Genomic DNA, 15,139 nt, shown 5'->3' with positions numbered 1-15,139 from the left:
CCGGGTCCCGCGGCCACGCGCTCAGTCACGGGTGAAGGGCGCGTGCTCGACGACCCGGTGCACGATCCCAAGGGCCGCGTCGACGGTCTGCTCAAAGTCCAGGTCAGAGGAGTCCAGGGTGACCACGCCGTCGGCGGCCCGGGTGAAGTTCACCACGGTGGAGTCCTTGGCGTCCCGCGCCGTCACCTGGGCGGCGAGCTGCTCGGCGTTCTGGGTGCCGCCCAGCTGCAGGCCGCGGCGGCGCAGCCGGGCCTCCTCGCTGGCGGTCAGCAGCATCCGTACCTCGGCGTTGGGCGCGACGACGGTGGTGATGTCCCGGCCCTCCACCACCATGCGGCGGTGGTGCTTGTCGATCATTGCCCGCTGGCGGCGGATCAGTTCGGTGCGGGCGCCCAGGTTGGTGGCAACGGCGCTGACCGCGGCGGAGATGGAGGGTTCACGGATGGCGTCGGTGATGTCCACGCCGCCCACGCGCACGTACTCCTCCCCCGCGCTGGTGCTGATGTCCAGGTCCAGGACCTCGGCGGCGTCCTCGACGGCCTGCCCGTCGGCCAGGTCGGTCCCGGCGTCGAGGCAGTACCAGGTCAAGGCCCGGTACATTGCGCCGGTATCCAGGTAGGCCAGCCGGAGCCGGCGGGCCACCTCCTTGCTGACACTGGACTTGCCCGACCCGGAGGGCCCGTCAATGGCGACAACGAGGCTCTTGCCGGGACGGACCACGTCCGTCGCTACTGCTGCTGTTTCCTGGGTCATTACTGGAGTACCCGCCATCCGCGGTCGTTGAGGGCTTCGATGAGCATTTCGTGTTTATTGGGCAGGACGGAGATCTCCACCATGCCCACGTTCTGGCCGGACGAGTGGTCCAGGCGCAGGTCTTCGAGGTTGACACCGATCTCGCCGATCTCGGTGAGCAGCCGGGCGATCTGCCCGGGCGTGTCGTCCACCAGGACGGTGAGCCAGGAGTAGGCCTCCGGCGGCCCGCCGTGCTTGCCCGGGATGCGGGCCTGGCCGGCGTTGCCCTCGCTGATCAGCTGCGCCAGGTCCAGCCGTGCGCCGGGCGCGGTGGGGTTCTCCAGGGTGCCGATCAGGCGGTTCAGGTCCTCCCGGACACCGTGCAGCAGCCCCACCATGGGCCCGGCGTTGGCGCCAAGGATCTGCACCCACAGCGTCGGGTCGCTCGCGGCGATCCGGGTGGTGTCCCGGAGCCCGTTCCCGGCCAGGGACAGCGCATGCAGGGGCGTGCCCTGCAGCCGGCTGGCCAGCAGCGAGGACATCACCTGGGGCAGGTGCGAGACCAGCGCCACCGCGTCGTCGTGCTCCTGGGCATCGAATTCGGCGACGACGGCGCCGAGGTCGCCCGCCAGCGCACGCGCCGTCGTGAGGGCCTCGGTCCGGGTCTCCGGCGTCGGGCACAGCACCCACGGCATGGAGGTGAAGAGTTCCCCGCGCGCGGCGACCGGCCCGGACTTCTCCCGGCCGGCCATCGGGTGGGTGCCGACGTAGCGGCCCAGGTCGGCCCCGCGGTCGCGGAGCTCTGCCTGGATGCCCGCCTTGACGCTGGCGATGTCCACCACGGTGGCGTCGGGGTAGTCCGCCAGGGCGCGGGCGACGACGTCGGCCGTCACGTCCGGCGGGGCCGCCACGACGACGAGCTCCGGGGCCTCCCCCTCGAGCCGCTCCAGCGGCAGGCCGGCGCCGATGTCGACGGCGACGGCCTGGTTGGTCGGCGAGGGGTCGGTCAGGTACACCGGGACGCCGCGGCCGCGCAGGCCCAGCCCGATGCTGGTGCCCAGCAGCCCGGTGCCCACGACGACCACGGGGCCGTTGAGGTGCCCGCGGCCGTGGGTGCGGAAAGCGGACATGCCTACAGCCCCACGGATGCCAGCAGGTGGCCGACTTCCTGCTTGCCGAGGTTGCGGATGCTGCCCTGGCGCTGGTCGCCCAGGCCGATGGGGCCGACCTTGACGCGGACCAGGCGCAGCACGGGGAAACCGACGGCGTCGAAGAGGCGGCGAACGATCCGGTTCTTCCCCGAGTGCAGGACCACCTCGATCAGCACGTGGCCCGGGGTGGAGTCGACCAGCCGGAATGAGTCCACCGAGGCCATGCCGTCTTCCAGCTCGACGCCGGCCTTCAGCTGCGCGCCGACGCCCTGCGGGAACGGGCCGCGGACCTGGACCAGATAGGTCTTGGGCACCTCGTAGGAGGGGTGCGTCAGCCGGTTGGCCAGTTCGCCGTCGTTGGTCAGCAGCAGCAGGCCCTCGGTGGCGACGTCCAGCCGGCCCACGTGGAAGAGCCGCTCGCCGTGGTGGTTGCGGACGAAGTCGCTGATGCAGGGCCGGCCGTCCGGGTCTTCCATGGTGGAGACAACGCCCTTGGGCTTGTTGAAGACCATGTAGACCATGTTTTCGTCCAGCTGGATGCGCAGGCCGTCGACGTGGATCACGGAGGTGGCGGGGTCCACCCGCATGCCGAGTTCGGTGACGACGCGGCCGTCCACCTCGACCCGGCCCTCGGCGATCATCTCCTCGCAGACGCGACGGGAGGCCACACCGGCGGAGGCCATGACCTTCTGCAGGCGGACACCGTCGGCATCGTGCAGCTCGGACTGCGGCACGGCGCCGCGCGGGCCGCGCTTGCGGGCGGGCTTGCGGACCGGACCCAGGTTCTGGCCGAAGCGTTCGCTGCCGAAAGCCTTCGAGCCGGCGGCCTTGGCGGCGCCGGCCCCGATGCGGGCCTTGGGCTTCAGGGCGCCGGGGGTGCCGGGCGCCTTGCCGGCGCCGGGCTTGCGGGCTCCGGGCTTCTTCGCCGCGGGCTTGCCGCCGCGCTGTGCCGGCTCCGCCGGACCCGGGTTCAGGTCCGGGTCAATGAAGGCTTCCTCGCGCGGCTTGGGCCGCTTGAAGCCGCGGTCAGCTCCGCCGGAGAAGCCGCCCTTGCCGGCGTCGCGCTGGCCGCGGCCGGCGCCGCCGGCCCCCTGGCTGCGCGGTGTGTTGTGTCCGGCCTTGTTGCCGGCTCCGGTCCGTCCCGAACCGTTACGTGGTGAACCCTGGCGTCCCGCCTGTGTCATGACCCGTCCTTCGTTGTGGTGAAATCTGTGCGCAGGCTGCGTGGCTGCCCGCTGGTGTGTGGTGCTGTTACATGCGTCCGGCGTCGTAGTACTCCGCGATGCCCTCGAGTCCCGGAAGGTGCGGGGAGAGCTGGGGCAGTTCCGCCACCGACCCGATCCCCATCCGTTCCAGGAAATACGAGGTGGTGCGGTAGAGGACTGCCCCGGATTCGGGATCATGTCCCGAGTCCTCGATCAGTCCGCGCTGCACGAGCGTCCGCACCACGGAGTCGACATTGACGCCTCGAATTGCCGAGACCCTGGCCCGGGATACGGGCTGCCGGTAGGCGATCACGGCGAGCGTTTCGAGCGCCGCCTGCGTCAGCCTGGCCGTCTGGCCTTCGAGGACGAATCCGCCAACCACGTCGGCGAATTCGGTCCGGGAATAGATCCGCCAGCCACCGGCGATGTTCCGCAATTCGAAACCCCGGGGGGCTGTGGCCACATCCGGGGAACTTCCAGTATAGCCGTTATACTCCCGCCGCAGGTCCTCGAGCAGGTCCTCGACGACGTCGACGGGCTGGCCGAGGCCCGCGGCGAGCTGCGCCGCCGTCGCCGGTTCGTCGATCACCATCAGCACGGCCTCCAGCGCGGCGCGGACGCCGCCGGGAAGATCCGCGACGTCGGGGGTTCCCGGGTCCGCCTGCACGGCGGGGGTGCCCGCCGGTCCGGGGCGCGTCTCTGGTCCGGTGGTCATGGCTGGTCCTCGTATTCCTCGCTCAGGGCCGCGCTGTTCCATTCGGGGTCGGCGGCCGTCCAGTGCACGGAGAGTTCGCCGAGGGGCTGCAGCTGGTCGAAGGACACCGCCTTGTCGCGGAACATCTCCAACAGGGCCAGGAAGCGGGCCACCACCACCAGGGTGGATTCGGCGTCGGCGGTCAGGGCCCGGAAGGTCAGCGGCCGGCCCTGCCGCAGGCGCAGCCCGAGGATCTCGGCCTGTTCCCGGACGCTGACCGGGCTGCCGTGCAGGTGCGCCAGGCCCACCTCGGTGGGGGCGGCGGCCTTGGGGGTCAGTGCGGCGCCGGCGAGGGCGGCGAACTGGGCCGGGGTGTGTTTCCAAACCAGGTCCGGCAGCAGCGCGGCGAAGTGTTCCTCGAGGGCCACCTGGCGGGGGTAGCGCTGCGCCTCCTGTTCCAGGGTGGCGCCGAGCAGGCCGGCGACGTGCTTGAAGGCCTTGTACTGCAGCAGCCGGGCGAACAGCAGGTCCCGGGCCTCGAGCAGCGCCACGTCCTCGGCGTCCTCGACCTCGCCGGCGGGCAGCAGCCGGGCGGCCTTGAGGTCCAGCAGGGTGGCGGCCACCACCAGGAACTCGCTGGCCTCGTCGAGGGCCCAGTCCTCCCCTTGCTCCTGGAGCTTCCGGGTGTACTTGATGAACTCGTCGGTGACGGTGGCCAGCGCCACCTCGGTGATGTCCAGCTGGTGTTTGGAGATCAGGCCCAGGAGCAGGTCGAAGGGGCCGGTGAAGTTGGCCAGCCGGACCTCGAAGCCGTGCTTCTTCGCCGCCGGTGACAGCTCCTCCGGCGCGGTGAGCGTCGCCGTCACGGTGCCTAGGGCGCGCCGCCGCGCGAGATCAGTTCCTTGGCCAGGCGGCGGTAGGCGTCCGCGCCGGCATGGTTCCCGGCGTAGCTGGTGATCGGTTCAGCGGCGACGGTGGCGTCGGCGAACTTGATCGAGCGCTTGATGACGGTTTCGAAGACCTTGTCGCCGAAGGCCTCGACCAGCCGGGCGATGACCTCGCGGCCGTGGAGGGTCCGCGCGTCGTACATGGTGGCGAGGACGCCGTCGACCTGCAGGCGGGGGTTGAGCCGGTCCTGGACCTTGTCGATGGTCTCGACCAGCAGCGCCACGGCGCGGAGGGCGAAGAACTCGCAGATCAGCGGGATGATGACGCCGTGTGCGGCGGTGAGGGCGTTGACCGTGAGCAGGCCAAGGGAGGGCTGGCAGTCGATCAGGACGACGTCGTAGTCGTCTTCGACCTTTTTGAGTGCCCGGTCCAGGACCTGTTCGCGGGCCACCTCGTTGACCAGCTGCACCTCGGCGGCGGAGAGGTCGATGTTGGCCGGGAGCAGGTCCACGTTCTCGACGCCGGTCTTCTGGATCGCGTCGCGGATGTCCACCTTGCGGTCCATCAGGACGTTGTAGACGGTCAGGTCCAGCTCGTGCGGGTTGGTGCCGAGGCCGGCGGACAGCGCACCCTGCGGGTCGAAGTCCACCAGCAGGACGCGGCGGCCGTACTCGGCCAGGGCCGCGGCCAGGTTGATGGTGGACGTGGTCTTGCCGACGCCACCCTTCTGGTTCACCATGGCGATGACGCGGGCCGGGCCGTGGGAGGACAGCGGCGCGGGCTCAGGGAACTCCCGCAGGGGACGCCCGGTGGGCCCCATGACGGCGTCGTCCAGGTCGAGTCCGGTGCCTTCCAGGGTGGCTGACCCCTGTTCGCTGCTCACGTATCTATCCACACTTTCGATGACGGTGATATTTGCTGCCCGATCCCGCCGCGGTTCGTCGGCGGCGATCGTTATTCCTCCCAAGGTTACAGCCCCCGACACGGTATTCGACGGACCTTGACAACCGCCGTTTTGCGCGCCTTGACCTTCTGGTAGAGGTCGAGGGTTGCCGCGGGGAGGCCGGGCCGGGGACGCGAAACCGCCCGGACGCGGCGGGGCGTCCGGGCGGTTTCGCGGTGATGCGTTGCGGGTGCGGCGGCCGGTTAGGCGTTGGCCGGCACCTGCGGGCGGGCGGACTCTGCGGCCGCTTCGCCGGCCGGTTCGCCGGCCACGTGGCCGGCGATCATGGTCTGCTCGTCGAACGGGACGGCGCCGGAGAGGACGCGCTCCACCTGGCCGCCGTCGATCTCCTTGACCCAGGTGCCGATCAGGATGGTGGCGACGGCGTTGCCGGTGAAGTTGGTCAGCGCGCGGGCCTCGGACATGAACCGGTCGATTCCGACGATCATGCCGACGCCGCCGAGCAGTTCCGGACGGTGGGCCTGCAGGCCGGCGGCCAGGGTGGCCAGGCCGGCGCCGGTGACACCGGCTGCGCCCTTGGAGGCGATGATCATGAAGATCAGCAGCGAGACCTGGGCGCCCAGGTCCAGCGGGGTGCCCATGGCGTTGGCGACGAAGAGGGAGGCCATGGTCAGGTAGATCGCGGTGCCGTCCAGGTTGAAGGAGTAGCCGGTGGGGACGGTGACGCCGACGACCGGCTTGGACACGCCGAGGTGTTCCATCTTGGCGATCAGGCGGGGCAGGGCGGCCTCGGAGGAGGAGGTGGAGAAGATCAGCAGGTATTCGCGGCCCAGGTACTTCATCAGGCGGAAGATGTTGACGCCGGAGACGACCTGCAGGATGCCGCCGAGGATCACGACGATGAACACGGCGCAGGTGATGTAGAAGGCGACCATCAGGGTGGCCATGCTGATGATGGCCTGGACGCCGGTGGCGCCGACGACGGCGGCGATGGCGCCGAAGGCACCCACCGGGGCGAGCCACATGATCATGATCAGGATGCGGAAGACGAGGGCCTGGCCGTGGCCGATGGCCTTGAGGATCGGGGCGCCCTGGGTGCCCATCTTCTGCAGCGCGAAGCCGACCAGGATGGCGGCGAGGAGGGTCGGCAGGACGGGGATGTCGCCGGGGATGATGCCGAGCAGGAAGTCGACGGTGCTGTCCGTGGCGGCCTTCTTGTTCGGATCGTACGGGGCAAGCTTCAAGCCGGTGCCCGGGTGGATCAGGTTGCCGACGACCAGGCCGATGGCCAGGGCGAAGGTGGACATGACGATGAAGTAGCCCAGGGCCAGGCCGCCGACCTTGCCGACGGTGGCCGCCTTGGCGATGGAACCGATGCCCAGGACGATGGTGCAGAAGATGACCGGGGCGATCATCATCTTGATCAGCTTGATGAACCCGTCGCCGAGGGGCTTGAGGGACTTTCCGACCTCGGGGAACATCAGGCCGACGACGGCGCCGAGGACGACGGCCACGATGACCGCAATGTACAGGTAGTGGGACTTGTCCAGCCCCTTGCGCTTGACCGGCGCCGCGGCCGTTGCCGCTGACTCTCCTCGTTGAGAGGCCATGGTATTTCTCCTTGGATAGGCTGGACGTCGATGCTGTCCGTGGACGCATCCGTCCTTTCTGCGTGTTCCTCCATCATTGGGTACGGAGTGACGCGCATCACCGTTGCGTTCATATTGGTCATGGAGGGTGCACTTTGATCCACCACTGGAGCATCGCCCGGCGCCTGTTCGTGGCCCATCTGCTGTTCATGCTGGCGCTGACCGCCGTCGTCGGAACCGCCACCTATGTGGACGCACGGGACCATGCGTACCAGGAGGCCGGGCGGCGGATGGCGGGGATCGCCACCGCGGTGGCGGACAACCCGCTGGTCCTGCAGGCCGCCGCGGCGCCGAACCCGTCGGCGCTGCTGCAGCCGTACGCCATGGAGGTGATGCGGGACGCCCAGGCTGACTTCATCACGATCATGGCCCCGGACCGGACCCGCTGGACCCACCCCCGGGACGAGGAGCTGGGCAAACCGTACATCGGGTCTATCGATGCGGCGTTGCAGGGCCGGGTCTTCACGGAGATCATGGCCGGCACGCTGGGCCCCTCGGTGCGCACGATCGCCCCGGTCAAGGACGCCAACGGCACGGTCAAGGCGCTGGTGGCGGCGGGCGTGACCGTGGGAACGGTGGACGTGGCGTTCTCCGGCCGGCTGCCGGCCCTGCTGGTGATCGCGGCGGCGCTGCTGGCCGGCGGCTCGGTGGCGTCCTGGCTGCTGGGCCGGTACCTGCGGCGCGTGACCCGCGGCTGGGGCCCGGAGCAGCTGGCCCAGCTGTTTGCCTACTACGAGTCCGTGCTGCACTCGGTGCGTGAGGGCGTGATCCTGATCGACCCGCGCGGCCGGGTGGTGATGTACAACGACCAGGCGGCGGCGCTGCTGGGCGTGCCGCCGCGGCCCGCGGACGCGGCGGTGGACGCCGACGGCGGTGCCGCCCTGGGCATCACCCGCAGCGCAAACCCCGGCGCAAACCACAGCGCGGACCGGGGCGGCGTCGCCCGGCCGGCCGACGCCCCCACGCTGGCGGAGCTGCCGCTGGCGCCGAGCCTGCGGGAACTGTTCCGGTCCGGGCGGGTGGCCCAGGACGAAATCCACCTCACCGGCGAGCGCGTGCTGGTGGTCAATCAGGGGCCCGCAGTGGGTCCCGCTCCGGGGCCGCTGGCAGGCCCGCGGGGGGCCCGGCGGCAGCGGGGAGCCTCGCGGCGGCCGGTCTTCGGGACGGTGGCCACCATTCGCGACCGGACCGAGATCGAGTCCCTGGGCAGCGAGCTGGAGACCATGCGGACGCTCTCTGACGCGCTGCGGGCGCAGACGCACGAGCACGCCAACCGGCTGCACACCATCGTGTCGCTGATGGAGCTGGGCCGGGACGCCGAGGCGCTGGACTTCGCCACCAAGGACCTGGAGCTGTCCCAGCGGCTCACCGATGACCTGGTGGGCTCCATCGAGGAGCCGGTCCTGGCGGCCCTGGTGATGGGCAAGTCCGCGCAGGCACACGAACGCGGCGTGGAACTGATTCTCACCACGGCCGGCTCCACCGCCGTGACCGGCCTGGCCGTGCAGGACTTGGTGACCATCTTGGGCAACCTGCTGGACAACGCGATCGACGCCGCCGCGGACGCGCCCCCGCCGCGGCTCGTGGAGCTGAGTGTCACCGCCGCGCCCGAAGGTCTGGAGATCACCGTGGAGGACAGCGGGCCCGGGATCGACCCGGCGGCGGTGGACGACGTCGTCCGGCACGGCTTCAGCACTAAGGAGTCCGGGCCCTTCGGCCGCGGGCTGGGCCTGGCGCTGGTCCGGCAGGCGGTCCGGCGGCTGGGCGGTACCATGACAATCACCAGCCCGGCCGGGGCACTGTTCCTGGTCAGCCTGCCGACGGGGCAGGCCGCGGGGAACGCGGCGGCCGGTATTGCAGAGGGACACCATGAATGAGATCCGTGTGCTCGTCGTCGAGGACGAGCCGATCGCGGCCGCCGCGCACGCCGCGTACATCGGCCGGCTGGAGGGCTTCACCCTCGCCGGATCCGCCCCGGACGGGCAGTCGGCCCTGCGCCTGCTGACGGAGCTCAACGCCGCGGGCCAGCCGGTGGAGCTGGTCCTTCTGGATATGAACCTGCCGGACCTGCACGGCCTGGACATCGCCCGCCGGATGCGCACCGCCGGGCTCTTCGCGGACATCATCGCCATCACCGCCGTGCGTGAACTGAACATTGTCCGCAGCGCGGTGGCCACCGGCGTCGTGCAGTACCTGATCAAGCCCTTCACCTTCGCCACGTTCGCGGACAAGCTGCGCAGCTACCGGCAGTTCCGCGAACAGCTGGCCTCCCCCGCTGCCGGCGGACCAGGGACCGGGGCCTCGCAGAGCGACGTGGACCAGGCGTTCGCGAGCTTGCGCGCCCCCTCGGAGCTGCCGCTGCCCAAGGGGCTCTCCTCCTCCACCCTGGAGTCGGTGCAGGAGTTTATGAAGCGCCAGGCCGGGGCCGTGTCCGCCAGCGAGGTGATGGAGGCCCTGGGCATGTCGCGGGTGACCGCCCGCCGCTATCTGGAGTACCTGGCCGACGCCGGGACGGTGGCCCGCACGGCCCGTTACGGCGCGCCGGGCCGGCCGGAGAACGAATACCGCTGGAGCCGGCCGGCATCCTAGGAACCGCAGTTCAGGACCGCGCTGGTCAGGACCGCGCTGTTCAGGACCGCGCAGCGTCGGGCCGCAGGGTGTCCAGCAGCTGCTCGATTACGCCCGCGTCTTCGATGGTGGAGGGCACCACGTAGTCCTCGCCGTCGGCGATCTGCCGCATGGTCTTGCGGAGGATCTTCCCCGAGCGGGTCTTGGGCAGCGCCTCCACCACGGTGACGTGCTTGAAGTCGGCCACGGCGCCGATGTCGCGCCGGACCAGGGCCACCAGCTCCTTGGCCAGCACCTCCCCCGGCACGTCGACGCCGGACTTGAGCACCACGTAGCCACTGGGCCGCTGCCCCTTGAGCGGGTCGGCCAGGCCGATCACGGCGCATTCGGCGACGGCGGGATGCTGGCCGATCACCTGCTCCATCGCCCCGGTGGAGAGCCGGTGGCCGGCCACGTTGATGATGTCGTCGGTGCGGCCCATCACGAAGAGGTAGCCGTCCTCGTCCCGGTAGCCGGAGTCGCCGGTGGCGTAGTAGCCCTCGAACGCCTGCAGGTAGGAGGAGACGTAGCGGTCGTCGTTGCGCCAGAGGGTGGCCAGGGTGCCCGGCGGCAGCGGCAGGCCCAGGACGATGTTGCCCTCCGTTCCCGGTTCCACTTCCTCTCCCGCGCCGTCGAGGACCTGCAGGCGGAAGCCCGGCATCGGAACGCTCGGGGACCCGGCCTTGATGGGCAGTTCGGCCATGCCGCGCGGGTTCGCGCAGATGGCCCAGCCGGTCTCGGTCTGCCACCAGTGGTCCACCACCGGCACCCCCAGAACCCGGGCGGCCCAATGGAAGGTGTCCGTGTCCAACCGCTCCCCCGCGGCGAACAGGGTCCGCAGGCTGGAGATGTCGTAGTTCTTCAGCAGGTCCGCCTCCGGGTCGGCCTTGCGGATGGCCCGCAGCGCCGTCGGGGCCGTGAAGAGGACGTTGACCTTGTGGTCCTGGATCACCCGCCAGAAGGCGCCGGCGTCCGGGGTGCCCACCGGCTTTCCCTCGTACATGACGGTGGTGGCCCCGGCCAGCAGCGGACCGTAGACGATGTATGAGTGGCCCACCACCCAGCCGACGTCGGAGGCGGTCCACATGACGTCGCCGGGGCCGACGTCGTAGATGTTCTCCAGCGTCCAGCTCAGGGCGACGGCGTGGCCGCCGTTGTCCCGCACCACGCCCTTGGGGGTGCCGGTGGTGCCGGAGGTGTAGAGGATGTACAGCGGGTCGGTGGCCTTGACGTTGACCGGAGCCGCCGGTTCGGCGGCGGCCAGCTCGGTGTCCCAGTCCAGCCAGCCGCCGTGGTTCGCGACGGTGTCGGCGAAGCCGTCCCGGGCCTTGACCAGCACCGGGGTGTCCGGGGTTCCGGCGAGCTCCAGCGCCTCCGCGACGGCCGGCAGGTACTCGATCCGGCGGGCCGGCTCGATGCCGCCCGAGGCGGTGACGACGGCGGCCGGGTCGGCGTCGCGGATGCGGGCGGCGAGCTCCTTGGGCGCGAAGCCGCCGAAAACCACCGAGTGGACGGCGCCCAGCCGGGCCGTTGCGAGCATGGCGATGGCCGCCTCGGCGATCATCGGCATGTAGATGACAACCCGGTCGCCGCGGCCCACGCCCCGGGCGCGGAGGACGCCCGCGAACCGCGCCACCTGGTCCGTCAGTTCGGCGTAGGTGAAGCTCTTCCGGAGGCCGAGCATGGCGGAGTCGTAGACCAGCGCCGTCCGGTCGCCGTGGCCGGCCGCCACGTGCCGGTCCAGGGCATTGAAGCAGGTGTTCAGTTCGCCGTCGGGGAACCAGGCGTAGAGCGGTGCGCGGCTCGAATCCAGGGCTCGGGTGGGCGGGACGCTCCAGTCGACCGTGCGGGCCGCGTCGAGCCAGAAGTCCTCCGGCTGGTCCATGCTGCGCGCATAGCTGCTCGCGTAGCTGGAGGCGTTTCGTTCTTCGGAGCTGTTGGTGTCGGAGTTGCGTTCCGAGGTCTCCCGGTTGCCGGCGTTGCCCATGGCGTTCTCCCGTTCCACGACGTTGTGATGCAGACCATGCTAGACGGATGCTCGGAAGCTCACAAGGGTTTTGTATACACGAGGTGGGTCTACTCGTGATTTTCTGCCGAATTGCTTGGATGCGAAGCAGTCTGTGTATACACTGGTGGGGATTCGGCGAGGAAGGAGAGCATCATGCGCGCCAGCGACAGGGCCTATGCGGCACTCCGCGACGACATTATCGAGTGGCGGCTGGCTCCCGGCACGGTTCTCGCCGAGGTGGAGCAGTCCGAGCGCCTGGGCGTCTCCCGGACCCCGTTGCGGGAGGCGCTGAGCCGGCTCACCGCGGAGGGTTTGACGACGACGGCGGGCGGCCGCGGCGTCGTCGTCACCGATATCTCGCTGGAGGACATCGACGAACTCTTCGAGCTTCGCGAGACCCTTGAAGGCAAGGCCGCGGCGCTGGCCGCAGAACGCGGCGATCAGGCTGTCTTCGCCGGGTTGCAGCGCGAGTTGCTGCGGGCGCCGGAGCTGATCAATGGCGCGGACCCCGCCCGGCACGACTACTACGACCTTGTCGGCCGGCTCGATGCCGCCGTCGACGCCGCCATTTCCAACGCCTACCTGGCCCAGGCGATGCGCAGCCTGCGCGTGCACCTGGTCCGGGTGCGCCGGCTGGCCGCGGACGATGCCGCACGCCTCACCGCCGCGGCCGCCGAGCACGCGGCGATCGCCGAGGCCATCGCCGCCGGCAACCCCCGGCTGGCCGAGGCCGCGACCACGCTTCATCTGCACCGCAGTCTTTCCCACGTCAAAGCAACCCACGTACCGCACTAGGTACGGACCCCTTCAGAAGGAGCACCATGGTCAAGGAACACCACGTCCGCGTCTACAAGAGCGAAGAAAATCTGGCCCGCGAGGACCAGCTGGCCTACAAGATCGCCAAGGTCGCCGCCGACCCGGTGGAGGTCACCGACGAGGTCACCGACATGGTGATCAACCGCATCATCGACAACGCCTCCGTGGCCATCGCCTCGCTGAACCGCGCGCCGATCGTCGCCGCCCGCGCCCAGGCCCTCACCCACGGCCCCAGCACCGGCGGCAAGGGTTCCAAGGTCTTCGGCATCGAGGAGCGCGTCTCCCCCGAGTGGGCCGCCTGGGCCAACGGGGTGGCCGTCCGCGAACTCGACTACCACGACACCTTCCTGGCCGCCGAGTACTCCCACCCGGGCGATAACATCCCGCCGATCCTGGCCGTCGCCCAGCACGTCGGCTCCAGCGGCCGCGACCTGATCCGCGGCATCGCCACCGGCTACGAAATCCAGGTCAACCTGGTCAAGGCCATCTGCCTGCACAAGCACAAGATCGACCACGTCGCCCACCTGGGCCCCTCCGCTGCCGCCGGTATCGGCACCCTGCTGGGCCTCGACGTCGAGACCATCTTCCAGTCCGTCGGCCAGGGCCTGCACACCACCACCGCCACCCGGCAGTCCCGCAAGGGCGAAATCTCCACCTGGAAGGCACACGCCCCGGCGTTCGCCGGCAAGATGGCCGTCGAGGCCGCCGACCGTGCCATGCGCGGCCAGACCTCCCCCGTGCCGATCTATGAAGGCGAAGACGGCGTGATCGCCTGGATGCTGGACGGCCCCACCGCGGATTACCTGGTGCCGCTGCCCGAGGAGGGCGAGGCCAAGCGCGCCATCCTGGACACCTACACCAAGGAGCACTCCGCCGAATACCAGGCGCAGGCCTGGATTGACCTGGCCCGCAAGCTGCACGGTGAGCACCCGGAGGTCACGGACCCGGCCAACGTCGAGTCCGTCCTGATCAAGACCAGCCACCACACCCACTACGTGATCGGCTCCGGCGCGAACGACCCGCAGAAGTACAGCCCCACCGCCAGCCGGGAAACCCTGGACCACTCCATTCCGTACATCTTTACCGTCGCGCTGCAGGACGGGACCTGGCACCACGTCGACTCCTACTCCCCCGAGCGCGCCGGCCGGCCGGACACGGTGGAACTCTGGCACAAGGTCACCACGGTGGAGGATCCCGAATGGACCCGCCGCTACCACAGCCTGGACATCGCCGAGAAGGCCTTCGGCGGCTCTGTGGAGATCACGCTCAAGGACGGCACCGTCATCACCGACCAGATCGCTGTCGCCGACGCCCACCCGCTCGGCGCCCGGCCGTTCGCCCGCGAGCAGTACGTGAACAAGTTCCGCACCCTCGCCGCGGGCTTGGTGGCCGAGGAAGAGATCGAGCGCTTCCTCGCCGCAGCCGCCCGCCTGCCCGAGCTCGCCGCCGGTGAGCTGGACCAGCTGAACATCAAGGCCGCCGACGGCGTGATCGACCTGGCGGCCGCACCGAAGGGACTCTTCTAATGCTGTACTCGAAGACCACGCCGGAGCAGAAGCGGATCCGTTTCCGCGAGCTGCTCTCCTCCGGCACCATCGCGCAGTTCCCCGGCGCGTTCAGCCCGCTCTCGGCGCGGCTGATCGAGGAGAAGGGCTTCGCCGGCGTGTACATCTCCGGCGCCGTCCTGGCCAACGACCTGGGCCTGCCGGACATCGGGCTGACCACGCTCACCGAGGTGGCCACCCGGGCCGGGCAGATCGCCCGGATGACGGACCTGCCCTCGATCGTGGACGCGGACACCGGCTTCGGTGAGCCGATGAATGTCGCCCGGACCGTGCAGGAACTCGAGAACGCCGGCCTGGCCGGCCTGCACATCGAGGACCAGTTCAACCCGAAGCGCTGCGGGCACCTTGACGGCAAGAACGTCGTGGACCTGGACACCGCCACCAAGCGGATCCGCGCCGCGGCCGACGCCCGCCGGGACCCGAACTTCCTGATCATGGCCCGCACCGACATCCGCGCCACCGACGGCCTGGAGGCTGCCCAGCAGCGCGCCAAGGCCCTGGTGGAGGCCGGTGCCGACGCGATCTTCCCCGAGGCGATGAAGGATCTCTCCGAGTTCCAGGCCATCCGCGACGCCGTGGACGTGCCGATCCTGGCGAACATGACCGAGTTCGGCAAGAGCGCACTGTTCACGGTGGACGAGCTGGCCGGCGTCGGCGTCAACATGATCATCTACCCGGTGACCCTGCTTCGTAGTGCCATGGGCGCGGCGGAGCGTACTCTGGAGACGATCAAATCAGACGGCACCCAGGAGGCACAGGTTCCCAACATGCTGACCCGTGCACGGCTGTACGACCTCGTGGACTACGAGGCCTACAACCGCTTCGACACCGGGGTGTTCAATTTCCAGATCCCCGGCATCTGACACCCCACCGGACCGCCGGCCCCGGCCGGACAACAGGCGTTAGGAACAAAGGAGTTC

Annotated in this window: 13 protein-coding genes; 5 read left to right on the top strand and 8 right to left on the bottom strand. The window is 70.0% G+C overall.

Annotated elements, in window-relative coordinates:
- Positions 1 to 21: 21 nt before the first annotated feature.
- The 7 genes from cmk to ACFVY3_RS05920 form a co-directional block, all read right to left on the bottom strand.
- Positions 22 to 753, bottom strand: coding sequence for a (d)CMP kinase (gene cmk / locus ACFVY3_RS05950; RefSeq protein WP_400159087.1), 732 nt, complete (start codon positions 751 to 753; stop codon positions 22 to 24).
- A complete protein-coding gene (locus tag ACFVY3_RS05945; RefSeq protein WP_400159086.1) occupies positions 753 to 1,862 on the bottom strand; it encodes a prephenate dehydrogenase in 1,110 nt (369 codons plus the stop codon). Before ACFVY3_RS05945 ends, cmk begins: the two co-directional genes overlap by 1 nt.
- Positions 1,863 to 1,864: 2 nt before the next feature.
- Entirely contained in the window at positions 1,865 to 3,067 is a 1,203-nt protein-coding gene (locus ACFVY3_RS05940) for a pseudouridine synthase (protein ID WP_400159085.1), read from the bottom strand.
- Positions 3,068 to 3,134: 67 nt separating this feature from the next.
- The gene (locus ACFVY3_RS05935) at positions 3,135 to 3,803 is read right to left on the bottom strand and encodes an SMC-Scp complex subunit ScpB (protein WP_400159084.1); all 669 of its coding nucleotides are present in this window, start codon (positions 3,801 to 3,803) and stop codon (positions 3,135 to 3,137) included.
- Positions 3,800 to 4,648 (bottom strand): segregation and condensation protein A, encoded by an 849-nt coding sequence (locus ACFVY3_RS05930; protein WP_400159083.1) that lies wholly within the window; start codon positions 4,646 to 4,648, stop codon positions 3,800 to 3,802. Before ACFVY3_RS05930 ends, ACFVY3_RS05935 begins: the two co-directional genes overlap by 4 nt.
- A 5-nt stretch (positions 4,649 to 4,653) precedes the next feature.
- Complete coding sequence (locus ACFVY3_RS05925) at positions 4,654 to 5,553, bottom strand: AAA family ATPase (RefSeq protein WP_364137898.1); 900 nt, start codon at positions 5,551 to 5,553, stop codon at positions 4,654 to 4,656.
- Positions 5,554 to 5,816: 263 nt separating this feature from the next.
- Entirely contained in the window at positions 5,817 to 7,184 is a 1,368-nt protein-coding gene (locus ACFVY3_RS05920) for a cation:dicarboxylate symporter family transporter (RefSeq protein ID WP_290258227.1), read from the bottom strand.
- Between the two features lie 134 nt (positions 7,185 to 7,318).
- Between ACFVY3_RS05920 and ACFVY3_RS05915 the strand changes: the two genes are divergently transcribed.
- Complete coding sequence (locus tag ACFVY3_RS05915; protein WP_400159082.1) at positions 7,319 to 9,100, top strand: ATP-binding protein; 1,782 nt, start codon at positions 7,319 to 7,321, stop codon at positions 9,098 to 9,100.
- Positions 9,093 to 9,812 (top strand): response regulator, encoded by a 720-nt coding sequence (locus tag ACFVY3_RS05910; RefSeq protein WP_364137904.1) that lies wholly within the window; start codon positions 9,093 to 9,095, stop codon positions 9,810 to 9,812. Before ACFVY3_RS05915 ends, ACFVY3_RS05910 begins: the two co-directional genes overlap by 8 nt.
- A gap of 40 nt (positions 9,813 to 9,852) precedes the next feature.
- On the opposite strand, the gene ACFVY3_RS05905 is transcribed toward ACFVY3_RS05910, so the two are convergent.
- Positions 9,853 to 11,835: an acetate--CoA ligase gene (locus ACFVY3_RS05905; protein WP_400159081.1), complete on the bottom strand. Its 1,983-nt coding sequence runs from the start codon at positions 11,833 to 11,835 to the stop codon at positions 9,853 to 9,855.
- A 156-nt stretch (positions 11,836 to 11,991) separates the two neighbouring features.
- On the opposite strand from ACFVY3_RS05905, the gene ACFVY3_RS05900 reads away from it, so the two are divergent.
- From ACFVY3_RS05900 to prpB, 3 genes are read left to right on the top strand one after another with little or no spacing between them, the layout of a single operon-like run.
- The gene (locus ACFVY3_RS05900; RefSeq protein ID WP_364137908.1) at positions 11,992 to 12,633 is read left to right on the top strand and encodes a GntR family transcriptional regulator; all 642 of its coding nucleotides are present in this window, start codon (positions 11,992 to 11,994) and stop codon (positions 12,631 to 12,633) included.
- A 26-nt stretch (positions 12,634 to 12,659) separates the two neighbouring features.
- Entirely contained in the window at positions 12,660 to 14,180 is a 1,521-nt protein-coding gene (locus ACFVY3_RS05895; RefSeq protein ID WP_364137910.1) for an MmgE/PrpD family protein, read from the top strand.
- Positions 14,180 to 15,082: a methylisocitrate lyase gene (gene prpB, locus ACFVY3_RS05890; RefSeq protein ID WP_364137912.1), complete on the top strand. Its 903-nt coding sequence runs from the start codon at positions 14,180 to 14,182 to the stop codon at positions 15,080 to 15,082. Before ACFVY3_RS05895 ends, prpB begins: the two co-directional genes overlap by 1 nt.
- Positions 15,083 to 15,139: the final 57 nt, after the last annotated feature.

The organism is Arthrobacter sp. BPSS-3, assembly GCF_044628475.1.
In the GTDB taxonomy this organism is placed as follows: domain Bacteria; phylum Actinomycetota; class Actinomycetes; order Actinomycetales; family Micrococcaceae; genus Arthrobacter.
Note: the sequence above shows the minus strand (reverse complement) of the source record. Positions and strands in the feature narration are given on the sequence as shown.